This is a genomic window from Novosphingobium sp. UBA6272 (assembly GCF_002440635.1).
In the GTDB taxonomy this organism is placed as follows: Bacteria; Pseudomonadota; Alphaproteobacteria; order Sphingomonadales; family Sphingomonadaceae; genus Novosphingobium.
This window is the reverse complement of the sequence record NZ_DJUW01000027.1, coordinates 25,764-47,797: the sequence shown is the minus strand read 5'-3', so window position 1 is coordinate 47,797 and position 22,034 is coordinate 25,764. Positions and strand designations below refer to the sequence as shown.

At 59.3% G+C, this 22,034-nt stretch carries 18 protein-coding genes; 8 read left to right on the top strand and 10 right to left on the bottom strand.

Going from position 1 to position 22,034, the window contains the following annotated elements; genetic code table 11:
* Nucleotides 1-2: 2 nt before the first annotated feature.
* From B2V17_RS12875 to B2V17_RS12850, 6 genes are read right to left on the bottom strand one after another with little or no spacing between them, the layout of a single operon-like run.
* Nucleotides 3-1,859, bottom strand: coding sequence for a fatty acyl-AMP ligase (locus B2V17_RS12875; RefSeq protein ID WP_292998315.1), 1,857 nt, complete (start codon nucleotides 1,857-1,859; stop codon nucleotides 3-5).
* Nucleotides 1,856-2,308, bottom strand: coding sequence for a GNAT family N-acetyltransferase (locus B2V17_RS12870; RefSeq protein ID WP_292998313.1), 453 nt, complete (start codon nucleotides 2,306-2,308; stop codon nucleotides 1,856-1,858). The genes B2V17_RS12875 and B2V17_RS12870 overlap by 4 nt, the downstream gene beginning before the upstream one ends.
* Nucleotides 2,308-2,538: a phosphopantetheine-binding protein gene (locus B2V17_RS12865; protein WP_292998311.1), complete on the bottom strand. Its 231-nt coding sequence runs from the start codon at nucleotides 2,536-2,538 to the stop codon at nucleotides 2,308-2,310. Before B2V17_RS12865 ends, B2V17_RS12870 begins: the two co-directional genes overlap by 1 nt.
* A complete protein-coding gene (locus tag B2V17_RS12860; protein WP_292998309.1) occupies nucleotides 2,539-3,468 on the bottom strand; it encodes an amidohydrolase family protein in 930 nt (309 codons plus the stop codon). It lies immediately after the preceding gene.
* Nucleotides 3,455-4,861, bottom strand: coding sequence for a class I adenylate-forming enzyme family protein (locus tag B2V17_RS12855; RefSeq protein WP_292998307.1), 1,407 nt, complete (start codon nucleotides 4,859-4,861; stop codon nucleotides 3,455-3,457). The genes B2V17_RS12860 and B2V17_RS12855 overlap by 14 nt, the downstream gene beginning before the upstream one ends.
* The gene (locus B2V17_RS12850) at nucleotides 4,854-6,650 is read right to left on the bottom strand and encodes a hypothetical protein (RefSeq protein WP_292998305.1); all 1,797 of its coding nucleotides are present in this window, start codon (nucleotides 6,648-6,650) and stop codon (nucleotides 4,854-4,856) included. Before B2V17_RS12850 ends, B2V17_RS12855 begins: the two co-directional genes overlap by 8 nt.
* A 313-nt stretch (nucleotides 6,651-6,963) precedes the next feature.
* Between B2V17_RS12850 and B2V17_RS12845 the strand changes: the two genes are divergently transcribed.
* The 4 genes from B2V17_RS12845 to B2V17_RS12830 all read left to right on the top strand — a co-directional run bounded on the left by B2V17_RS12845 (nucleotide 6,964) and on the right by B2V17_RS12830 (nucleotide 12,986).
* Nucleotides 6,964-7,383: a hypothetical protein gene (locus B2V17_RS12845; RefSeq protein ID WP_292998303.1), complete on the top strand. Its 420-nt coding sequence runs from the start codon at nucleotides 6,964-6,966 to the stop codon at nucleotides 7,381-7,383.
* A 121-nt stretch (nucleotides 7,384-7,504) separates the two neighbouring features.
* Nucleotides 7,505-8,536 carry an efflux RND transporter periplasmic adaptor subunit gene (locus B2V17_RS12840; protein ID WP_292998301.1) on the top strand — a complete coding sequence of 344 codons (1,032 nt, stop codon included), beginning with the start codon at nucleotides 7,505-7,507 and terminating at the stop codon, nucleotides 8,534-8,536.
* Nucleotides 8,533-11,598: an efflux RND transporter permease subunit gene (locus B2V17_RS12835; RefSeq protein ID WP_292998299.1), complete on the top strand. Its 3,066-nt coding sequence runs from the start codon at nucleotides 8,533-8,535 to the stop codon at nucleotides 11,596-11,598. The genes B2V17_RS12840 and B2V17_RS12835 overlap by 4 nt, the downstream gene beginning before the upstream one ends.
* Nucleotides 11,595-12,986 (top strand): efflux transporter outer membrane subunit, encoded by a 1,392-nt coding sequence (locus B2V17_RS12830; protein ID WP_292998297.1) that lies wholly within the window; start codon nucleotides 11,595-11,597, stop codon nucleotides 12,984-12,986. The genes B2V17_RS12835 and B2V17_RS12830 overlap by 4 nt, the downstream gene beginning before the upstream one ends.
* A gap of 46 nt (nucleotides 12,987-13,032) precedes the next feature.
* Here the strand turns inward: B2V17_RS12830 and B2V17_RS12825 are convergent, their stop codons facing one another.
* Genes B2V17_RS12825 through B2V17_RS12815 form a run of 3 tightly spaced genes read right to left on the bottom strand, consistent with a single transcriptional unit; the run spans nucleotide 13,033 to nucleotide 16,168 of the window.
* Nucleotides 13,033-14,643 carry an MDR family MFS transporter gene (locus tag B2V17_RS12825; protein WP_292998295.1) on the bottom strand — a complete coding sequence of 537 codons (1,611 nt, stop codon included), beginning with the start codon at nucleotides 14,641-14,643 and terminating at the stop codon, nucleotides 13,033-13,035.
* Between the two features lie 9 nt (nucleotides 14,644-14,652).
* Nucleotides 14,653-15,732 carry an HlyD family secretion protein gene (locus B2V17_RS12820; protein WP_292998293.1) on the bottom strand — a complete coding sequence of 360 codons (1,080 nt, stop codon included), beginning with the start codon at nucleotides 15,730-15,732 and terminating at the stop codon, nucleotides 14,653-14,655.
* Nucleotides 15,725-16,168 carry a MarR family winged helix-turn-helix transcriptional regulator gene (locus B2V17_RS12815; RefSeq protein WP_292998291.1) on the bottom strand — a complete coding sequence of 148 codons (444 nt, stop codon included), beginning with the start codon at nucleotides 16,166-16,168 and terminating at the stop codon, nucleotides 15,725-15,727. Before B2V17_RS12815 ends, B2V17_RS12820 begins: the two co-directional genes overlap by 8 nt.
* 132 nt (nucleotides 16,169-16,300) lie before the next feature.
* Here B2V17_RS12815 and B2V17_RS12810 point away from each other — a divergent pair, with 132 nt between their 5' ends.
* The 4 genes from B2V17_RS12810 to B2V17_RS12795 all read left to right on the top strand — a co-directional run bounded on the left by B2V17_RS12810 (nucleotide 16,301) and on the right by B2V17_RS12795 (nucleotide 20,800).
* The gene (locus B2V17_RS12810) at nucleotides 16,301-17,278 is read left to right on the top strand and encodes an NAD(P)H-dependent flavin oxidoreductase (protein ID WP_292998289.1); all 978 of its coding nucleotides are present in this window, start codon (nucleotides 16,301-16,303) and stop codon (nucleotides 17,276-17,278) included.
* A 14-nt stretch (nucleotides 17,279-17,292) separates the two neighbouring features.
* Nucleotides 17,293-18,546 carry an acetyl-CoA C-acetyltransferase gene (locus B2V17_RS12805; RefSeq protein WP_292998287.1) on the top strand — a complete coding sequence of 418 codons (1,254 nt, stop codon included), beginning with the start codon at nucleotides 17,293-17,295 and terminating at the stop codon, nucleotides 18,544-18,546.
* Between the two features lie 83 nt (nucleotides 18,547-18,629).
* Entirely contained in the window at nucleotides 18,630-20,015 is a 1,386-nt protein-coding gene (locus B2V17_RS12800; protein WP_292998285.1) for an FAD-binding oxidoreductase, read from the top strand.
* Entirely contained in the window at nucleotides 20,012-20,800 is a 789-nt protein-coding gene (locus tag B2V17_RS12795) for an enoyl-CoA hydratase/isomerase family protein (RefSeq protein ID WP_292998283.1), read from the top strand. Before B2V17_RS12800 ends, B2V17_RS12795 begins: the two co-directional genes overlap by 4 nt.
* Before the next feature lie 3 nt (nucleotides 20,801-20,803).
* Here B2V17_RS12795 and B2V17_RS12790 read toward each other — a convergent pair whose 3' ends face one another.
* Nucleotides 20,804-21,964: an L-lactate dehydrogenase gene (locus B2V17_RS12790; RefSeq protein ID WP_292998281.1), complete on the bottom strand. Its 1,161-nt coding sequence runs from the start codon at nucleotides 21,962-21,964 to the stop codon at nucleotides 20,804-20,806.
* Between the last annotated feature and the right edge of the window lie 70 nt (nucleotides 21,965-22,034).

The window sequence follows — 22,034 nt, the reverse complement described above, 5'->3', positions numbered from 1 at the left end:
AGTCATGCTTCGGAAAATCGTGATGATGAATATATATAGTATAATTCAAGGATATTTTGGTTGAATCTTGTTCTCGCAAGGGAGCGTTGAATCTTTCCGCTGGATGTTCGCGGAATTGATCCTTTTGCAGCAAAGGCAATTCTTCCAACTGAGAAGCCTTCAGTTCGTGCCAGTTCATTTGCGAGTCTTGCCGCGAGTACCTCCATGCGCTCGTGCTCCATTCCTGCCCGGGTCTCGCAGACTATTGTCACCGCCTCACGGTCGGCCATGTCATTGACGGCAAAGGCAACGGACCGCCTTATTTCGGCAATTCCGAGGTTCTCGATCGCGGCTTCGATGTCCGAGGCATGGTGGTTGGCACCATTTAGAATGATGACATCCTTGAGGCGGCCCGTAATGTAGAGGTGCTCATCGGCGATGAAGCCGAGATCGCCGGTGCGCAGGAAGGGACCTTCACCATCCGCCAGCTGCGCCTTGAACTGCAAATCGCTCTCGGACGGTTTGTTGAGATAGCCGCTCGCTACGCTTGCACTGCGCAACCAGACTTCACCGATCACCTTTTCGTCAAGTTCCTCGGCTGTGTCGGAGTCGACGATGGCCAGACGGTGCATGGCATGCAGCTTGCCGCTTGCCACCAGGCGCCGTGTCCAACCCTCGGTTTGGCCGGGTAGGTCCGCGTTGCTTGCGGCTTGCATTGGGACCAGCCGGTTTGATTGCAAGGCCTCGCGGTCAACGTCCAGAAAGCGCGGACCGGTTCCAACCGGAGACCCCGTTGCCATCAGCGTCGCCTCGGCGAGTCCATAGGCTGGCGCCAGTGCACAAGGATCCAATCCGCAATCGGCATAGGCGGCAATAAACCGCTCGAGCGTAGCAGCCCGGATCGGCTCTGCGCCGCACAGGGCAACCTTCAAGGTCGAAAGATCGAGTGTTTCCTTGTTGGCACGGCGAGCGATCCGGGCACTGAGCTCGTAGGCAAAATTTGGACCAGCGGTGTGGGTGGCACGGTATTCGGAAATCCGGCTCATCCACAGATGCGGCTTTTGGGCGAATGTTTGGTGGGAGAACAGGACGTTCGGTCTGCCGATGTAAATCGGGTAATTCAGGCAGGCGATCAGTCCCATGTCGTGAAAGACGGGAAGCCATCCCAGCCCCAGGTAGCGGCTCCCCTTGGCCCCCTGCATGTGATGCTCGATCACTGTCAGGTTGTGCATCAAATTGGCATGCTTGACGCGGACTCCCTTCGGATTGCTGGTCGAGCCCGATGTATACTGGATAAAGCAATCATCTTCCGGGCGGCCATGGCCGGGGGCGATTGCGGTGCTGTGCCCAGGTCCCGTCAAGCGATCGGTCGCAACAATCGGCCCAGCGGACAGCCCGGCGACTTCAAGAGCTGTTCGCACCGCTTCTACCGTCGATGAATGGGTCAGTATTATCGATGCACCGCAATCTGCAGCGATTGCGGCCAACTTTTCCGCTTCGCGCGGCGTTGTTGGGCTGAAGGCATTTACGCACGTGGCTCCAGCATAGAGTACGCCGAAGTATGCATCCGCAAAGTCGGCACAGGGCGGATAGGCAAGGATTACGCGCAATTGCCGATCGGGGCCGCGATGTTGGACCTCATCCGCCAGATAGCCGGCGATGGTCCTCGCGCGTCGGTCGAGCTCGCGGTAGGTGCGGACCACGTCTTCATCATCGGTGGATGAGAGGTAGACAAACGCAACGTCGTTTGCCTGGTCTTCGGCACGCCGACGAAGAATGTCGGCAATGCTGGTTGCGTCCGGATACATTGGTTGGGGGGCGTGCAGGTTGCTTGAGCGCTCAAGCAACCCAACGGTATCCGTTAGCTCGCAAATGGTCATGCCAGCTGGCTCCGGAAATGGTAGAATACGATGTCCATCCGCTCGCGCAGGTAAAACCGGTGGGCTTCGTGGCGCTGGACGCCGGAATCAAGGTGAAGTTCGCCGCAGCCTTCAGCCTTTCCGATCGCCGCAATGTGGCGGAGCAGGGCCGACCCGCAGCCGAGAGAGCGACTTTCCTCGGCCGTAACAAGGTCGTCGATATAGAGATGTTTGCCCCAGGCCAGCGAATGGCCGATCTTAAACACACCGGCGCAAACGACGGCACCTTCGTGATATCCTGCGATCACGCGGGCCCCCGAAGGGATGAGCTGGTCCTGAGCAAGGCGCACGAATTCGTCCAAGGAATATTGGGGGCGCAGCGCTGCCATGACAGGATAGACCGCCCGCAGCTCCAGCTCAGTAGTTGCTGGCCGAAATTCGAGGCCGGGCGTGAGGTTCGTGCCTTCCATCAGGCGTACCTCACGAGTCTGGTCAAATCAGCAACCGTGGTCGCTGACCCGATGTTCTTGACGTCTACCGATATCTGGTCGCTGCTGCTTTCAAGATCGATGATGAGCATCATGTACCGCAGTGAATCAAGGCCCAGTTCGTCGATACGGCTATCCAATCCGATCTCCCGTGTCGGGTCATCGATCTGGCTCTTGATGGCTGAAATGACGAGTTCGTGCGTGTTATCCATTCATGCCGCTCCAATGCTGCTGGGAGAAATTGACCTGAAGGTCTCTCCGAAGATGTTCGCCAACTCCCGCTGGGTGAGAATGCCGTCGGTGCAGAGCTGCTTGAAGCGGTCCACCCACTTCTTTTGTGCGCCGAGAAGGCGGTGGATCGGCCAATCGGTGCCGAACAGGATCTTGTTGAGGATGCCGTTTTCCTTATGGAACCGCATCAAGTCGTCGAAGCGTCCGCGGCTGGCTGCCGCTTGGAACCCGGACATATCGAGAAAGACGTTAGGCCGGTATTCGGCCAGCACCGCGGCATCGCGAAAATGGGTCGAACCGGCGTGGCCCAGCACGAACTTGACTTGGGGGAAGCGCCTTGCCGCCTCGTCAATTCCTTCTGGTCGGGCAAAGTTAAATGACAAGGATGGGGTCGTGGGTCCGATGTGCGAAAGCACCGGAAGCTGGTATTGCGCGCATACCTCGTAGTAAGGATCGAGCCGCTCGTCGCTTGGGCTGAATCCACACGGCGGATAAAGCTTCAGGCCAGAAAAGCCGTATTGCTCTATGCCCAGTTCGAGCAATTCAACGCCGGCCCTGCCGCGACGGGGATCGACCCCAGCGAAGCAGATGAACCGGCCTGGATGGCGCTCAAGGATTTCCCGGTGCCGGCGATAGATTTCGACCATGTCGTCGAACGGCTCGCCGTAGACGTATTTGAAATCGATGATCAGCAGGACAGCACGGGCGATCCCTGCCTCGTCCATCTGCGCGACATATTCATCGCACAGCGGATCTTCGTTGATCTTGCGAAAGACCTGCCGCAGCGCGGCCCCGTGGCGGTCATCCTTCGAGCCTGATGTCGCCAGGATATTGTCGACCCAGCCATCGAAAAACTCGTCAGGGATATAGCGCGACGAGGCGACATGAGAGTGGCAGTCAATAACTTCCACGTTGAAGTCCCTCTGCCAAAATCTGTCGTTTGAGCTTTCCGGTCGGCGATCTCGGAATCTGCGCGATCGGGATAAACCGGTCGGGCATGTGGTCGATGCCAAGCCGTCCCGAAATCAATTCGCTGACGCTGCGATCGTCGTACTTTTCGGCCTCATAAAAGAAGACGAATCTCTCACGATTTTCGCCGCCCTGCGCCACTGCCGCCACGGTCCCGGCGTCGAACAACGCCTCGAGATCCTCCAGATAAACCTTCTTTCCACCACGGATGATCAGGTTCTTCGATCGACCGGTAATGAACAGCTGGCCGTCGCAGTCGAGATATCCAATATCGCCAGTTCTGAGCCACCCGCCATCCGCGTAGCTTTCCTTCAACGATGCTTGGTTGTTGAAGTAGCCGTTCCGGATGACCGACGTGCCTTTGACCTGGATGTTTCCGATCTTGCCTGAGGTGACCGGATCATCGCGGTCATCGACAATCCTGAGCTCAACCCGCGGAACGCCCGCCGAGCCAGGCCGCACGCGAGCCGGATCGCTGATCGAGAGGAAACAAACACCTTCTGTCATTCCGTAGCACGGGACGATTGGGTGATCGAACAGGCGAGCATAACGCTCGACAAGTTCAGCCCGCAGCGGGGCTGCTCCAGATGTTACGAAACGCAAGGTCAGCCCTGTCATGCGATCGGCAAAGGCCGTCATGACCTCATGAATGACCGGCACCCCACTAAACGTCTGAACCTGGTGAGTTGCCAGCGCTTCCAGAATAAAGTCGAGCTGCGCAATCTCGAAATCCGGCAGGATCACGCAGGAACCTTGGACTGCAAAGGCGGTCATGATATCGCCGATCAGCGTAAACGTATGATAGGCCGGCAGCATGCTAGCGGTGCGAAAGCCTGGCTCGAACGGCAATGCATCGAGTGCCAGCCGAACGTTATGACGAACCATGTCGGACGAGAACTCGACACCTTTGGGCGTCCCGGTCGAACCGGAAGTGAAAAACAGCCAGTGACTTTGCATGGCCGGGAACGAAATCACCCGATCAGGTTCGTTTGCGGCAAGCAGCAGTTCCTGGACCGTGATTACCGTTTGGCTGTCTGACCCGGTGTCAATTTCGTGGTCGGCGATGATCGTGCGGGCCCCACTGGCAGACACAAATGCCGACTGCGCTGCAGCGGGCGAAAAGGGATCGAGTGGAACCAACCGCACTGCCAGTTGACTGGCTGCGAGGAGGACCGTGACCAGGTCGAACTTGTCGGCGATCACAATCGCGACGCTTTCACCGCGCCGATCTGAAAGCCTGCTTTCCAGAGCGGAAGCTACTGACGCGATCAAAGCCAATGTGCGCAATTGGCCGGTGCGGGCATCGACCAGCCGAAATCCAGCGAGATCATGCATTTTTGTAGTATTTTTTCGTGAAGGATTGCACGATCGCCGGGTTCGCGCTTGGTTGCGGACTATCCAGAACCGCCTGGAGCACGGCGCGCAGATAGGCAGTATGGCGCCGGGCGCAGATCAGGTCCTCCAATTCAAACGGATCGCCGTCGCTCCGCATCAGCCGAATGTCGAAAAGTCCATGCTGCTTTTTGCCATTGACCATCAGCCCGCCGGGTGAACGGATGCAATGACGGACTTTCGCGAGAATGTGTCCTTGGTGACGACTGTCGGACCAAACGGTCAAATCCGACATTCTCGGCGGGACATAGAAATGCCGGTCATTTGGAACCGCATCGATCGGAACATGGCCTGGGGTGTAGTGCCAGCTGTTGAAGGTCATTCTCTGCGCTATTGCAGTGAAGACCTTGCTCAGCTGATCAGCGGAACGCAGCTGCACCTCGGTCTGCTGATCGGCAAAAACCGCGCAATAGTAATCGGCCGGGGCTAAGTCACAAAGCTCGACATAAGAGTGGTTGGCGAACAGTGCCGACCACCGGTGAAGGTCGCGAACGCCGCGGGTCATACCGATATGGGCACGGGTCTCGGCGATGGCCGAACGAACGATCAATTCAAACAGCTGCTCAAGGGGTGTCAGCGCTTGCCTGGCTTGACTATTCCGGTTCAACGCTGCAGCTGCAGCGGCCCCAAAGAAGTTATCGATTGATGCGTGATCGTGGCGATGAAGTCCAAACCGGGCTTCAATCGCCGCAGCCATTTGCTCAGGCATGGCACCAATCGAAAGGTCAATGCCAGCTCGGTCGAAAAAGTGCTCGTGCTTGTTGAATGTCAGGCCATTCACCGTACGGTAAACGAACTTTTGAGAACGTACGCGGTTGCGCAGGTCGACGATGCTGTCTGCCAACTCCACAAGGCCAAGCGCCTTGACCCCCAAGCCGGTCTCATCGCACAATTGTTCGTATTTAGAGCGGAGATGCGCTTCAACACGGACAAGGTTCAGCTGCTGACCATTAAATTCTTCAATCCTACACTTCGCTCTGGTCAGAATATAGATGCAGGATACAAGCATTTTCTCATCATATGACCAATCCTCAAAGTCACGCTCTCTCAGATCTGTCAGCGTAAATCCCGACCGCTTCACAGCTGGACGAGCCAAAAGATTGTTAAATTGATCGAAGTTTGTGAATGTTTGTTGTCCAACATGCAATACAACTGGATCTATATGATCAATGTGGTACTGTGCTTTATCCAAGATATCTAAAATATGTTCCGAACCTCTGGATTCGAAAATATTCTCAAATATTGAATTGGTGTTGTTTGTCGCTGAATTAAAATTCAATATATCATAGGTATCGATCCGAATTTTCGCTACTTGTTGAAAATACGGAATTGTTTCGTTAGGAAACTGTATTGCAATTTTTGAAATTTCACTAACGACTAGCGATGGATAAATGGAATTTACTTCATTATCTGTTTCGGAATCGAGAAATATTTCGCAATATCCAAACTGCTCGATAAAATGCGAATCTCGCTTCGTCAGACAAGAAATGGCATCTTCACTGTCTATGCGTCCGTCAAGAGTTGCCAATACCAAAACTGCCTCAGACAGATTTTGCTTATTCTGAGCCACTGAAATTAAGTTATGCAGGATGGCAGAGTAAGATGTATTATCAAAAGCGTTGGCATTGTGATCACTGCGAACTTCAAGATTCGAGTGCCGATTGCTACTAAGTGACTCCGGAATTGTAATAATATTCACCAGCACGAACTCCGGGTGCAATTGATCGAACACTAGTCGAATCGAGTGCGCAAGGTTACGCAAACGTCATCTGTGAGAGCTCAATCAATTGTAAAACTCTTATAATCAGAATCTATCTGTTGGGCGATGATTTCGCGGAATGGCGAAAACGAATCGAAGAATAACTCAAGGGTATGTGCAAAAATATGACAGCACAACCCCCAATAGATTTTAGTTCATTCCAAAGCCATCAATGCACTGCAGTTATGTTCGGCAAATCAATCTTTTATCAAAACCGATTCACCAGGTTGTTCGAGCTTGACAGTTTTGTGCGGTAAAAATAGCTTGAAGGCCTGAGGAGACCGCAATGGCATATTATTCGTTGATGCTTGGAAAGTTTGGTCTCGCTCTGTTTGTTTGGGGCTTACTGATTGGAGCTTTGATTCCGAAGTTTCGAAATCCAAGAATGTCTCTATCGGCTCACTTGACGGCCGTGCAGTCCGGCACTTTCTTGTTGGCGATGGGTGCATTTTGGCAGGAATTCGCAATTCCTGAATCGATTCAGGCAGTGATTGGATGGTCACTTGTCCTGTCGAGCAGCTTCTTGATCATTGGATTGCTGTTGTCAGCTGCGACAGGTGCGTCGAGAGTTTTGCCCATTGCCGGAGCTGGGCACAAAGGTAGCCCCGGGCATGAGAAACTTGTGGCTATTATTGTCCTCGCATCGAGTGTTTGGATGCTCGCAGGAGCTGGTGCTTGCTTGTGGTTCTTTTTGATCGCCAATTGAGCATGAAAATTGTGTCGCGCGGCTCGATTAGGGAGATCGCTTTGCGAGTGCTTAGAACCGGGCAGGGTGAGTGAGCCGTTTGCCGAACCAATTGGGCGGGATGTTTGGCCGTTTGGCGGCCTTGTTCGTCATCGCGGCCGCTCTTGCTGGGGCAACTTCCGCTTGCACTCGCGCGCAGGAACCACAAGCCGCAGACCCGTTGCAGGTGACCGCTTTCCGCATCGGTGCAGATCAGGTTGATCGTGCCGATCGCAGCTTTCCGGTTGTAATCCAACGCGAACGCGAAGCGGCATTGGGCTCTCGGCTTAGCGGGATACTTTCTGCTGTTCGGGTGAAGGTCGGTGACCGCCTGCGCAAGGGCAGCGTGGTTGCTGCGATAAGAGCGGAAAATGTCCACGCGGAACGGACAAGGATTCTGGCGGCGCGAAACGAACTGCGCTCAAGAGTTGCCCGCCAGCAGTCCCTCTTCGCAATTGGCGCGATTTCCAAAGCAGAACTTGAAGCCAGTCAGGCTGAGTTGCGGGCGGTCGAGGCATCGTTGTCCGCTGCAGACTTCGACATTCGGTCAGCCGTTGTCGAAATGCCCTTTGATGGAGTGGTCTTGGCGGTGCAAGGCGAGGTGGGAGAAGTCTCCTTGCCAGGCAAATCAATCGCGAGAGTAGCCGACGTAACGAGTCCTCTCATCGCCAGGGCGAAGATACCGGAAGGGATTGCTCAGCATTTGCGGCGCGGGCAGGTGATGCAGGTTAGCGTTCCTGGACGTGACGGACCGTTGGATGCGCGGCTCTTGAGAGTGGGCCTTCAAAGCGATCCCCGAACCGGAACGGTCGATGTGGATTTCGCATTGCCGGCGTATCTGAATTCATTGCCCAGCGGTGCGATTGGCTCGGTCCGGGTGCCGGACGTTAGCCAGAACTTTGCGGGCGGGGGGCAGCGCGTGCCAATCGAGGCCCTTCTCGAAATCGAAGGTGAAGCGGCCTACATCTACGTTGTCGATTCCAAGACACAGCAGGCTCTCCGAACCAAAGCCCGGCTGCTCGGGGTCGATACCGATTGGGTACGGATCTGCTGCTTGCCTGTTGGATCCGTCATAATTGTGGATGGCGCGGGCTTTGTGAAGGATCACGAGGTTGTGGCTCCGCGCTTGCTATGACCGAACGCGCGATTCGATTTGTTCTGAAGCAATGGCGGTTCGTCGGGCTACTGGCCGCGCTCCTTGCGGTCCTAGGCACAAGCGCATTTTTTGGCCTTCCGCGAACGGAAGATCCGCAATCCGACGGCCCGATGTTCTACATTACCGCGGTCATGCCGGGCGCCAGCGCTGCGGAACTTGAAAAACTTGTCGCGGAGCCAATCGAGGACTCGATATTCTCGTTGGAACAGGTTCGAGAAGTCCGCTCCAACAGCCGGCAAGGCGTGGCAACAGTTTACGTTGAGTTCGAATGGGGTAAGGATTCTGACAGGGCTTATGACGCGCTTAGCCGCGAACTAGCGAACCGCCGCCCTACGCTTCCGGCTGAGCTGACCAGAATGGACATAGTCAGGGGACGGCCCACTTCGGCGGCAATTGCCGAGGTGGCATTGGTCAGCGATACCCTCCCGCCGCGCCGGATGCACAAATTGTCCGAACGGTTGAGGGAAAGGCTGAGCAGTGTCACTGGGGTTGAAAGGGCGCAGGTCTGGGGCCTGCCGGCCAGTGAAATGCGGGTACAATTGGATCCCGGCAAGTTGCAGGCGCGCGGCAAGAGTCCAACGGAGATAGCAGCGGCGATCGCCACTCAGGGCCGCGAAGGGCCCGTTGGAACAGTTCGGAGTGATGGCCGTAGACTGAATGTTGACTATGCCGGGGCCTTTCCGGATGCTGACAGTGTCGGCGACGTTGCACTGACGGTCTCGAACGGTGCAGTTCTGCAGGTAAGAGACGTCGCGGAAGTCGCTTGGGGTACCGCGCGACCTAGCCACCTTATCCGCTACAACGGTCATCAAGCGGTTGTCATCTCGGTCAATCAGAATATCAACGTTGACTTGTTCGACGTGACGGAAAAAATACGCCAAGTTCTTGACGATTTTGAGAAGACTCTGCCCGGCGGCGTGCGGCTAGAACGCCCCTATTTTCAAACTGAAAATGCGGAAAATCGTCTTAATCATCTTTATCGTGATTTTTTGATTGCATTTTTTGTTGTAAGTATTTCGCTTCTGCCATTAGGTCGGAATGCCGCATTGGTTGTAATGACCGCAATTCCCTTGTCATTGTTGTGTGGAATACTCACGCTGCAATTGTTTGGATTGTCGCTGAACCAGCTATCGATTGCAGGATTGATCCTGGCCCTTGGCCTGCTTGTCGATGACGCGATTGTGATCACTGAGAACATCGTGCGATGGATGGGGTTGGAGCCGGATGCTGACAATGCGATTGTCCAGGGAACCTCGCAAATCGCACTCGCCGTAATTGGCTGCACAGCCTGCCTGCTTTTCGCCTTTTTGCCACTGCTGGCTCTGCCCGAAGCCGGCGGCGATTTTGTTCGCTCGCTGCCCGTTGCGGTCGTGGGAACAATCGTCGGCTCATTGGTGGTCGCTTTGTTTGTAATTCCACTTGTCGCAAAACTGCTGCTCCGAAAGAGTCATGAGGTCTCCGAAAACCAAATACGCGAGCGGATCAAAGCTGCGATTTCGAAGTGGTACGCCCCCGTACTGAAGCGCTGTTTGGACAGGCCGAAGACGGCTGTTGTGATTTTGCTTGGCGCGACTGCGCTCTCCATTCCCTTGCTGGGCGTAATAGGTTCGAGTCTTTTCCCAGCCGCACAAACCCGGCAGTTTCTTGTTCGCGTCGAAGCGCCCGAAAGCGCAACCCTGGGGATTACAGATGGCTTTACGCGAAAGGTTGAGGCGGCGCTGCAGGCTGAACCAGCGGTGCAATGGGTCATCGCGAATGTCGGCCGCGGCAATCCGGCGCTCTATTACAATCAGCCGCAAAAGCCGGAGGATGAGGCTTTTGCCGAGCTGGTAGTCGGCCTCAAAGATTGGAAGGCGGAAACCCGCAGCAAATTGATCGACCGATTGCGGGACAAATTTGCCAACGATGGCACAGCAAGGCTTAGCACGGTCGAATTCGTTCAAGGCGCCGTTATCGAGGCGCCCATCGTCATCAGGGTATCTGGGCCAGATCTCAAGATATTACGCGAGCTTGCTGGCCAAGTGGAAACTACCATGGCGGGCACAAAGGGCCTGCGCGACATAAAGAATCCTTTGCGTGCATCGCAAATCGATATGACGCTTGACACCAACGAGGCCGCCGCCGCGGCATATGGCATTGGCCCGGCAGAGCTTCGAGATGCGATGCGAATTGCCTTGAGCGGGACTGCGGTTTCGCAGCTGCGTGACGTCGATGGAGACACGTATCCAATCACCCTTCATGCTTCCGAAGGGAAGGATCAACAACCAGGGCAGTTCGCGCAGATCTACGTCATGGGCCGGGGAGGGCAAGCGGTATCGCTTGACAGTCTTGTGACCAAACGACTGATTTCGGGTCCCAAGCAGATTGACCGCATCGACCGGATGCGCGTTGCGACCTTGACCGCCAATGTCGACAAGGACGTGCTGATATCACGCGCCACAACGGATGTGGTTGAACGAATCCGGGAGGCGGTCAAGCTGCCGGCTGGCTACACATTGTCGCTGGGCGGTGAAGCGGAATCCCAGGATCGCAATTTTTCCGGTCTGGTTCCGGCCGCCCTGATCGGACTTTTCGGTATTCTTGCGGTCCTGACCCTGGAGTTTGGGCGACTCCGGATGGTAACCGTTGTAATTGGCATCATACCCTTTGGCTTTTTTGGCGCGATCGTTGCGCTTTGGCTGACGGGAAATTCCCTGTCGTTTACCGCATCAATCGGCTTGATCGCGCTCATTGGAATCGAGATCAAGAATTCGCTCTTGCTGGTTGAATTTGCTGAAAAACTGCGCGCGCAAGGGGTCGGAATTCGGCAGGCAACAGAAGAGGCTGCCGAACTGCGGTTCCTTCCCGTGTTGCTGACGACTGTCTCTGCCGTTGCCGGCCTGCTGCCTTTGGCGTTTTCGGATAGTGGTCTGTACGGGCCGCTCGCAATCACGATAATCGGCGGGCTGATTGCCTCTACGCTTTTGGCCAGGATCGCGACCCCGGTGATGTACGTTCTGTTGGCCCCTGCTTCAGCTAAGACCGCAGGAAGCCAAGCATGAGGTACCTGGCGAATATCCTGCTCTCGATCGGTTTGGTCGGATGTGTGGCGGGCCCCGACTACACGCGGCCCGATCTGCCGGTTGCATCCGATTTCAGAACTAAAGGCGGAACGGAGCCGATTAGCTCGCAATGGTGGCTTGCCTATGGCGATCCCAGACTCAACCAATTGCAGCTCGAAGCGCTTTCAAAGAATCTGTCGATCGAAGCTGCCTTGGCGCGGGTCGACCAGGCCCGGGCGGCGCTGCGCGAGCAGGGCGCATCGACTCGCCCAAGTCTCGATGCGGAGGGATCAATCGGGCGTGCCATGCAATCCAAGAACTCTGGTGTTGGCATACTCTCACGAATAATCCCGGACTACCCGAGGACGATCACCGACGTTTCGGTGGGATTTGGATCGACCTGGGACCTCGACTTGGCCGGAGGCCATAAACGTCGGGGGGAAATCGCCAGGGCAGAACTTGCCCAATCCGAATGGGGTGTCGCGGCGGCCCGGGTTGCGGTGTCTGCTGATCTAGCCGATGCCTATTGGGGACTGCGCGGAGCGCAAATCCGACAAGCACTCTATGCCCGGCTGGTTGCGCTGGTCCAACGCCAGCACAAGATCGTGGTCGGTCGTCGGCAACTCGGGGCGGCCTCTGAGCAGGAAGTTGTCAGTTCAGAGGCCGATCTGATTCAGCTTCGCGCTGGTCAACCCCTGATAGACGCGGACGTGGGGCGCTATGAGAATACCATTGCAGCACTTCTGGGAAAATCTGCCAGTCAATTGATGCCTTGGCCGCCTGAAAGCTTTGCATTGGCCGAAGTGCCCAATCCCGAAACCGGGTTGCCAGCTGACCTTGTTTCGCGGCGGCCGGATGTGATCATTGCAGAGCAGCGTCTGATTGCCGCGAACGCTGGGGTTGGTCTTGCAGTGTCGGAGTATTATCCAAAACTCTCGCTTAGTGGCCTGTTCGGGATTCGCGGAGCGCGTCTTGGCGATGTGGGCAGTGCGGATTCCATCACGGCGTTTGGTGGGGTGGGCTTGCGTTGGCGGTTGTTTGACTTCGGCCGCATCGACGCCGAGGTCGCCCGGGCCAAAGGCCGGACCCGTGAAGCCTTGGCCGAATATCGCCAAGCCGCTTTGGTCGCCAGCACCGACGTTGAGCAGTGCTTCGTCACACTAAATGGCGCACGCCAGGCCATGGCCTTCATGGATGACGCAATGAAGCGTGCATCAAGGGATGTGGACATCGAAGAAAGAGCGGTTTCGCTTGGCGGCCGCAGCCTGCAATCGCTCTTGACCCATCAAAGGCAGCGCGCGGAACTCGAAATCCAACTTCTCAACGCACGCGAAACGGGGTTGCGGGCGAGCGTTGCCTGTTACCGAGCCCTTGGGGTGGTGCCGTGACAGCGATAGCGGCCCGCTGCAAGCCTGTCAGTCAAGCTGGCGGCATTTACGGTTCGCTTGCCTTGCCTGAATTATTCGGGCCTGCCGGACCGAGTTGGGGGCGACGCATTACGAAGGTCAGCGGGATGACCGCCAGGGTCATCCACATCATCAGGTAGAAATCATTGATATAGGCGATCATGGCCGCTTGCCGGTTTACCTCGCCATCCAGCGCCAGCAGCGCTGCTTCGCCCAGCCGCTGGAACCGGTCGATGGTCGAAAAGTCGACCACTGCGCTGACCGAATTGGTAACGTGGCCGGCCAGATCGGCGTGCGATGTCTGCAGGTTGCGGGCGAACATCGTTATCACGATCGAAATGCCGACTGACGAGCCGATCGAGCGGGCGAGGTTCAAGAGACTTGAGGCTTCGGTACGCAAGTGCGCCGGCAAGGTGGCAAAGGAGCTGGCGTTCAGAGGAATGAAGACCAGCCCCATGCCAAGCCCCTGGACAAAACCCCACAGCACAATCTGGTTGAAATCGGTTTCGAGCGACCACTGCGTCATGGCCCACAGCGAATAGGCCGCGATTGAAAACCCCGCTGCGATCAGTACCCGCGGATCGAACCCGCGCCGGACCAGCATACCCGAAATCTGCATGGTCAAAAGCGTACCGATCCCACGCGGCATCAGCGCTTCACCGGTATCGATCACGCCATAGCCGAACAGACGCTGCAGCATTGGCGGCAGCAAGGCGATGGTGGCGAACATCACCACCCCCATGGCCAGACTGAACAGGATCCCGAAAATGAAGTTGGGGTTGGCAAACATCTCGCGATCGAACAGGGCTTCCCTGGTGGTCAGGAAGTGGATGATCGCCATCCATGCGGTTGATAGGAACAGGAAGGCATAGACCCAGGTTTCGGCGGAATCGAACCAGTCGACATGGTTGCCGCGATCGAGCAACAACTGAATCGAAACCAGCATGGTGCCGACCAGCGCAAAGCCCATCAGATCGAAGCGCCGTCTGACGATCTCGCGCGAGGGCAGCGCGGCAATCAGGATGGCCAACGAAATCCCGCCGAGCGGCACATTGACATAGAATACCCAGCGCCAGTTCCAGTTTTCGGTCAACCAGCCGCCCAGCAAGGGGCCCAGGATCGGCCCGATCATGATCCCGATGCCCCAGATAGCCATCATCTGCGGCTGGCGGCTGGGCCGGTTGGTATCGATCATCGCGGCTTGGGCCAGCGGGGCGATGAAGGCCCCGGTCGCACCCTGCATGGCTCGGAAGATCACCATCTCGGTCACATTCTGGGCCATTCCGCAGAGCATCGATGAGACTATGAAACCCGCGACCGAACTGATGAACAGGCGGCGGGATCCGACCCGGTCGGCCAGCCAGCCAGTGATCGGCATGAACACCGCAACCGCCACAATATAGCTGGTCAGGACCCAGCTGATTTCGTCCGGGGTCGATCCCAGGCTCGATTGCATATGCGGGATCGCGACGTTGGCAATTGTCGTATCCAGTACCTGGATCAGCGACGCGGTCATGATCCCCAAGGTCAGAAACAGCGGGTTTGCGACCGGCAGATGGGGAACATCCTCCTCCGGCGCGAAGCTTGCAGCGACCGGACGGGTCCTGGCTTTGCGAGGTGGACTGGCGGCGCTGGCCATCGACCGATTCTAGCGCTTGCGGCCGTCGATAAAGACCGTGACCTTGGTCGAAAGCCCGGAAATCAGCGCGCGCGGGCTGGCTTCATCAAGCACGATCCGTACCGGAACGCGCTGCGTTACCTTGACCCAGTTGCCGGTGGCATTCTGGGCCGGCAAGACCGAAAACTCGCTGCCGGTACCCGCCCCGATCGAGGCGACATGGCCTTTCAGGACTAGCCCTGGATAGGCATCGAAGCGCACTTTGGCCTCTTGGCCCACCCGCATTTCGGCCAGATCGGTCTCTTTGAAGTTCGCTTCGACATAGGCGCTCCCATCGGCAACCAGGGTCAGCACCGGGACTCCGTTGATGATGTCCTGGCCCGGATGCAGCCGGTTCGCCTGGCTGATGACCCCGGACACCGGGGCGCGGACCTCGGTTCGCCTCAGGCTGAGTTCCGCAACGCGCCGTTGGGCTGTGGCGGCGGCGACTTGCGGGTAGATGCCGGGCAGCTGGCGACCGGAGGAGAGCTTGGCGGCGGCCTCGTCGCGTTTGGCACGGGCCAGCTTGAGCTGCTCTTCGGCAACGGCCACGCCGTGCTGTGCCGCTTCGTAATCGGCCTTGGTGGTGAAGCCCTTCTTCCATAGTGCTTCCTGCCGGGCGAGGGTGGAACGGGCGAAGGCGATGTTCTGCTCCGCCGCCGAGATATCGGCTCCCGAAAGCGCGCTGGAATTGGCTGCGGCAATTTGACTGGCCTGGGCCGAGGCGATCGCCGCATCGGCCTGCGAAAGCTGCAGCTGGAACGGCTCCGGATCGATCCGGAACAGCAGATCGCCTGCCTTTACGTGCTGGTTTTCCTTGACCAGTACCTCGGTGATTTGTCCGCCGACCTGCGCGCTGACCGAAACCTTGTCGAGGTGGACATAGGCGTTGTCGGTCGAAACCTGGCCCTGCAGGCTGCGCCAATAGATTACTCCGCCGATCAGCAGCGCGAGCGGCAGCGACAGCATCAGCAGCAGGCGGCCCCATTTGCGTTGCGGCTTGGGCGGGGCAGGGGATTCTGCTTCCAGTTCAGCGGTGGCGGTGGCCAGTTTTGGATCTGCTTCAGCCATGGACTGTCTCCGCTACCGGCCGGCTTGATGAAAAGTTCACGCGAATTGTCTCCAGCATGGTGCCAAGCGCATCGCGCTGGGCGGCGGACAGGCCCGCCAGCATTTCTTCTTCCAGCCCGGCGAGGCAGGCCCGCACCTGGTCGATCACCTGATGGCTGCGCTGGGTCAGGAACAGGCGCCAGGCCCGGCGGTCAGCCGGATCACGGCGGCGCTCAATCAGACCGGCATCTTCCATCCGGTCGATCATTCGGGTCAACGAGATCGGCTCCACTTCCAGCCGTTCGGCATAATAGCCCTGATTTTCGCCCTCGGTGACGTGCAGGATCAGCAGCAGCCGGGCCTGCGGGCTGGTCATCCCCAGCTCGCGCACCCGGGCATCGAAGGCCCGCCGCAGCAACCGCGCGCTATCGGACAGCAGGTAGGGCAGACTCAGCATGCCACAGTTATAATAGACGTGCTTATGATAAGCAAGTCTTGCGAATCGGCGCGGACTTTGCTCAAGGGCGATTGCCAAATTTAACTGATCGGTTAAATCGACTCGCAAGTCGAGCCAAGGAGAGGAAGCCAGATGGCGATCAAGACCCGGATTACCGAACTGCTCGGGATCGAGCATCCGATCGTCCAGGGCGGGATGCAGTGGGTCGGCGTGGCGGAGATGGCAAGCGCCGTTTCCAACGCCGGTGGCCTTGGCATCCTGACCGGCCTGACCCAACCCAGCGCCGAGGCCCTCGCGGCCGAAATCGAGCGCTGCCGGGGCATGACCGACAAGCCGTTCGGCGTGAACATGACCGTGTTCCCGACGATCAACCCGCCCGATTACAAGGCCTATACCCAGGCGATCATCGATAGCGGGGTGAAGATCGTCGAGACTGCCGGGACCCCGGCGGTGCGCGAATTGTGGGAGATGATGAAGCCGCACGGCATCACCATTCTTCACAAGTGCACCGCGGTGCGCCACGCGCTCTCGGCCGAGCGGGCCGGGGTCGACGTGATCTCGATCGACGGGTTCGAATGCGCCGGTCACCCCGGTGAGGACGACATTCCCGGCCTGATCCTGATTCCGGCCGCGGCCGACAAGGTCAAGATCCCGATGCTCGCCAGCGGCGGTTTCGGCGATGGACGGGGTCTGGCCGCCGCGCTGGCGCTGGGGGCAGACGGGATCAACATGGGCACGCGTTTCACGGCGACGGTCGAAGCACCGATTCACCAGGCCTTCAAGGATGCGATGGTCGCCAATGACGAGCGCGGGACCGACCTGATCTTCCGCACCTTCCGCAATACCGCGCGGGTCGCGAAGAACGAGATTTCGCAAGCCGTTGTCGCGGCCGAGCGTGAGGGCAAGGAATTCGCCGCCGTGGCCGATCTGGTCAAGGGCGTGCGCGGCCGGGAAGGGCTGCAGACCGGCGATACCAATCACGGGATCTGGTCAGCGGGCATGATCCAGGGCCTGATCCATGATATCCCGACCTGCGAAGTGCTGATCAGCCGGATCGTGGCCGACGCAGAAAGCATCATCCGCCAGCGCCTTGCCGGCATGCTGGCTTAAGAGGAGTACCTGAAATGGCCGAAGCCTATATCATCGACGCCGTCCGCACCCCGCGCGGAGTGGGCAAGCCGGGCAAGGGCGCGCTTTCGCACCTGCATCCGCAGCACCTCGCCGCCACCGTGCTCAAGGCGATCAAGGAGCGCAACCACCTCGACACCGGGACCGTCGACGACATCGTCTGGTCGACTTCCACGCAGAAGGGCAAGCAGGGCGGCGACCTGGGCCGGATGGCGGCGCTGGCTGCGGGCTATGACACCAAGGCCAGCGGCACCACGCTCGACCGGTTCTGCGGTGGCGGGATCAGCTCGGTCAACTTCGCCGCGGCCTCGGTCATGTCGGGCATGGAAGACTGCGTGATCGCCGGCGGCACCGAAATGATGAGCTACACCTCGGCGATGGGGGCGGAAGAAGCCAACGCCGGGATCAAGCCGCTGGGCATGGGTTCGGGCAACCGCGCGCTCGACGAACTGCACCCGCAGAGCCACCAGGGCGTTTGCGGCGATGCGATCGCGTCGATCGAAGGGATCAGCCGCGAAGCGCTCGACGCGCTGGCGCTGGTCAGCCAGCAGCGCGCCGATGTGGCGATCAAGGAAGGCCGCTTCGCCAAGTCGGTCGTGCCGGTGCTCAACGAGGACGGCACGGTCGCGCTGGACCGTGAGGAGTTCCCGCGCCCCGAAACCACCGCCGAAGGGCTCGCTTCGCTGAAGCCGGCCTTTGCGCAGCTGATGGACTTTGACCTTGGCGGAACCAGCTTCCGCAAGCAGATCAACCGCCGTTACCCCGATGTCGAGATCGTTCCGGTTCACCACGCCGGCAACAGCTCGGGCGTGGTCGATGGCGCTGCGGCGCTGCTGATCACCAGCAAGGACTACGCCGACAAGCACGGGCTCAAGCCGCGCGCGCGGGTGGTGGCCTATTGCAACCAGGGCGATGATCCCACGCTGATGCTCAACGCCCCGGTTCCGGCAGCTAAGAAGGTGCTGGCCAAGGCGGGTCTGTCCAAGGACGATATCGACGTCTGGGAAATCAACGAAGCCTTTGCCGTGGTCGCCGAAAAGTTCATCCGCGACCTCGATCTCGACCGCTCCAAGGTTAATCCCAATGGCGGCGCGATGGCGCTCGGCCACCCGATCGGCGCCACCGGCTCGATCCTGATCGGCACCGCCCTGGACGAACTGGAGCGTTCGGGCGGCCGTTATGGCCTGGTCACCATGTGCGCTGCTGGCGGCATGGCCCCGGCGATCATCATCGAGCGCATTGACGGCTGATTCTGCAACTCTTCCGCCGATTTTGCGCTGTTCGCCCCGGCCGTAGCTGATACGGTCGGGGCGACGTTTTTGAGGGGATGGCCATGACTGACCTGCTGACCCGGATCGCCGCTATCGTCGGCCCGCAAGGTATGCTTACCGGTGAGGACGTAGCGGGCCGCGCCGCCGATTTCATGGGTTTCACCCGGGTGCAAGCCAAGGCAATCGTTCGCCCGGCCAGCACGGCTGAGCTCAGCGAAGTGATGAAGCTGTGCCATGCCGCCCGGCAGCCGGTGGTTCCGGCCGGCGGCTATACCGGATTGGTCCAGGGCGCGGTCTGCCAGCCGGACGACATCCAGATTTCGCTCGAACGGATGCGTGCAATAGAGGAAATCGATCCGGTTGGGAGGACCATGACAGTGGGTGCGGGCCTGCCGGTCCAGGCCGCGCAGGAAGCGGCGCTGGAGCATGGATTGCAGTTTCCGGTCGACTGGGGGGCGCGCGGCTCAGCGACGATCGGCGGCGGCATCTCGACCAACGCGGGCGGCAATTCGGTCGTTCGCTTTGGCATGATGCGAGATTCGGTTTTGGGGCTGGAGGCGGTGCTGGCCGATGGCACCGTGATCAGCGCTATGAACCGCCTGATCAAAAACAATGCCGCCTATGACCTGAAGCATCTGTTCATTGGCAGCGAAGGCACGCTGGGGATTGTCACTCGGGCAGTTCTCAAGCTGCAGAGCGCTGCGCTCTCCACGCAGACTGCACTGGTTGCGCTGGAAGATTTCGCGGCAGTGCAGGCGCTGTTTGTTGCGGCCGGCAAACGGCTTGGCGCGGGTCTCACCGCGTTCGAGGTGATGTGGGCCAACTTTTACGAACCGATCGCAATCGGTACCGGCCGCCACACCCCACCGCTGCCTGGCGGGCATGGATTCTATGTTATCGTCGAGATGAGCGGCACCGATGCGGAGCGCGATCCCGCCCAGTTCGAAGAGGTGCTGGCCGGCCTGCTCGAAAACGGGATAGCGGCCGATGCGGTGATCGCCGCCAGCCAGACCCAGGCCGCGCAGATCTGGGCGATCCGCGACGATATCGAGGCGCTGTTCCACTATGCCGCGCCCAGCGTGACTTTCGATGTCAGCCTGCCGATCCGCGACATGGGCCAGTATGTCGAGGCGCTGGAAGCCAAGGCCCGGGCCGAACTGGGCGAGACTACCAAGCTGGTGGTTTTCGGCCACATGGGCGACGGCAATCTGCACATTTTGCTGGGCGCGCAGCCGTTCGACGCAGGTATGAAGCACAGGATCGAGAAGCTGGTGTTCACCCCGCTTCAGCCACTGGGCGGCTCGATCAGCGCCGAACACGGGATCGGGCTGGAGAAGCGGCAGTGGCTGCATCTCAGCCGCACAGCCGAGGAACTGGCTTTGATGCGGACCCTGAAAACGGCGATGGATCCAGAATGCATACTCAATCCGGGGAAAGTTTTGCCATGACCGACATGACCTACGAAGTGGCGGACTATGTCGCCACAATCACGCTCAACCGGCCCGAGCGGATGAACACGATTTCCTCGGCCATGCTTGACGAGCTGACCCGGACCCTGGTCAAGGCCAACGAGGACCGCAACGTGCGGGTGGTGGTGCTGACCGGCACCGGCCGGGCATTTTGCGCCGGGCTTGACCTCAACGAAGCCTCGGCCGGGCAGGGCATCGGCGGCAAGGACCGCCGCCCGCCCGAAACGATCGACCTGCGCAACACGCCGCCGACGGTGCTGTTCGCGATGGACAAGCCGGTGATCTGCGCGCTGAATGGTTCCGCGGCTGGCTATGGCATGGATCTCGCGCTCGGCTGCGATATCCGGATCATGGCTGACAATGCCAAGCTCGCCGCCGCCTTCGTCAAGCGCGGTGTCGTGCCCGAATCCGGCGGAACCTGGTTCCTGCCGCGGATGCTCGGCTGGGCCAAGGCGGCCGAGATCATCTTCACTGGCCGCACGCTCAGCGCGGCCGAATGCCTGGCAGAAGGGCTGGCCAACAAGGTGGTTCCCGCCGATGACGTGGCCTCGGCCGCGCGCGCGATGGCGCTGGAAATTGCGGCCAACGCCCCGCTCGCGGTGCGCGCCAGCAAGCGGATGATGCGGATGGGCCTGGACGAAAGCTTCGAAACCCACGTCCAGCACGTCTACCTGCACCTGCTCCCGCTGTTCGCCAGTGAGGACTTCGGCGAAGGGGTGAAGTCGTTCCTCGAAAAGCGCCCGGCGGCGTTCAAGGGGCGGTAAGCGCTAGAGCAGGACGGCGGAGGTAACCTCCCGCGCATTGATCGCGCCGGAAAGGCCCAGCGCGGTGCGCATGTCCTGCTTGACCAGCCCAAGGTAGCGGCTCAGCGCCGCTTCGCCCCCGGCGGCCAGCGCCATCACCCATGGGCGCCCGACCAGCGCGGCCCTGGCACCCAGCGCCAGCGCGCGGACCAGGTCCTGGCCACTGCGGATCCCGCCGTCGACCAGCAGGGTGGTCTCGCTGCCCACGGCATCGGCGATGCGCGGGAGCATGGAGGCAGTCGAGGCGGCACCATCAAGCTGGCGCCCGCCGTGGTTGGAGACGATCATCCCGTCGGCGCCGACCGCGACAGCCTGCCGGGCGTCATCGATATCGAGAATGCCCTTCAGCACCAGATTGCCTTTCCACACCGTGCGCAGCCACTCGATGTCCTTCCAGGTCACCGAAGCGTCGAACTGTGTCCCGGTCCAATGCAGGTAGTCGCGCGGGTTCTTCGATTGCTTCACGTACATCGCGATATTGCCGAAGCCGTGCGGCCCGCCGCGCAGGCCAACGTCCCAGGCCCATCCCGGATGCAGCGCGTAGTCGAGCGCACCCGAACGGAACTTGCCCCACGGCCCGAGCCCCCCGGCCATGCCGTTGCGGATATCGCGATAGCGCGTGCCGAGCACCGCCAGGTCGATGGTAAAAGCCAGGGTCCGGACTCCGGAATCCCAGGCACGGCCGAGGATTTCCTGCACGATCCCGCGATCCTTCAGCATGTAGAGCTGGAACCAGGCCGGCCGGTCGCTGACCGCGCCAACTTCTTCCAGCGTGCAGATGCCCACGGTCGACAGGCAGAACGGGATCCCGGCCTTGTCGGCCGCGCGCTTGGCCTGAACCTCGCCGCGCCGCGCGCTCATCCCGCCCATGCCGATCGGTGCGAGCACCAGCGGCATGGCCAGCTTCTCCCCGAACAGCTCGACCGAGCAATCCATCGCAGAGGCGTCGCGCAGCACCTTCTGGGTCAGCTGCACCGCCTCCCAGTCGGCGGTGTTGCGGCGCAGGGTCACTTCGGCGCCGGCGCCGCCATCGTAATAGTCGAACAGGAAGCGCGGCAGCCGCCGTTCCGCCTCGCGCCGGAAATCGACGAAGCTGGCGGAGAGGAGGTTGAGGGAATCAGGCATCGTGCAATTATTCCATTATCGCTCATCCTGAGGAGCGGCTGAGCGTAGGCGAAGACGCGTCTCGAAGGAC

Coding starts and splice junctions, on each gene's coding strand:
- B2V17_RS12875 (WP_292998315.1), bottom strand. CDS start 1,859: ATGACCATTTGCGAGCTAACGGATACCGTTGGGTTGCTTGAGCGCTCA.
- B2V17_RS12870 (WP_292998313.1), bottom strand. CDS start 2,308: ATGGAAGGCACGAACCTCACGCCCGGCCTCGAATTTCGGCCAGCAACT.
- B2V17_RS12865 (WP_292998311.1), bottom strand. CDS start 2,538: ATGGATAACACGCACGAACTCGTCATTTCAGCCATCAAGAGCCAGATC.
- B2V17_RS12855 (WP_292998307.1), bottom strand. CDS start 4,861: ATGCATGATCTCGCTGGATTTCGGCTGGTCGATGCCCGCACCGGCCAA.
- B2V17_RS12845 (WP_292998303.1), top strand. CDS start 6,964: ATGGCATATTATTCGTTGATGCTTGGAAAGTTTGGTCTCGCTCTGTTT.
- B2V17_RS12835 (WP_292998299.1), top strand. CDS start 8,533: ATGACCGAACGCGCGATTCGATTTGTTCTGAAGCAATGGCGGTTCGTC.
- B2V17_RS12830 (WP_292998297.1), top strand. CDS start 11,595: ATGAGGTACCTGGCGAATATCCTGCTCTCGATCGGTTTGGTCGGATGT.
- B2V17_RS12825 (WP_292998295.1), bottom strand. CDS start 14,643: ATGGCCAGCGCCGCCAGTCCACCTCGCAAAGCCAGGACCCGTCCGGTC.
- B2V17_RS12820 (WP_292998293.1), bottom strand. CDS start 15,732: ATGGCTGAAGCAGATCCAAAACTGGCCACCGCCACCGCTGAACTGGAA.
- B2V17_RS12815 (WP_292998291.1), bottom strand. CDS start 16,168: ATGCTGAGTCTGCCCTACCTGCTGTCCGATAGCGCGCGGTTGCTGCGG.
- B2V17_RS12810 (WP_292998289.1), top strand. CDS start 16,301: ATGGCGATCAAGACCCGGATTACCGAACTGCTCGGGATCGAGCATCCG.
- B2V17_RS12805 (WP_292998287.1), top strand. CDS start 17,293: ATGGCCGAAGCCTATATCATCGACGCCGTCCGCACCCCGCGCGGAGTG.
- B2V17_RS12800 (WP_292998285.1), top strand. CDS start 18,630: ATGACTGACCTGCTGACCCGGATCGCCGCTATCGTCGGCCCGCAAGGT.
- B2V17_RS12795 (WP_292998283.1), top strand. CDS start 20,012: ATGACCGACATGACCTACGAAGTGGCGGACTATGTCGCCACAATCACG.
- B2V17_RS12790 (WP_292998281.1), bottom strand. CDS start 21,964: ATGCCTGATTCCCTCAACCTCCTCTCCGCCAGCTTCGTCGATTTCCGG.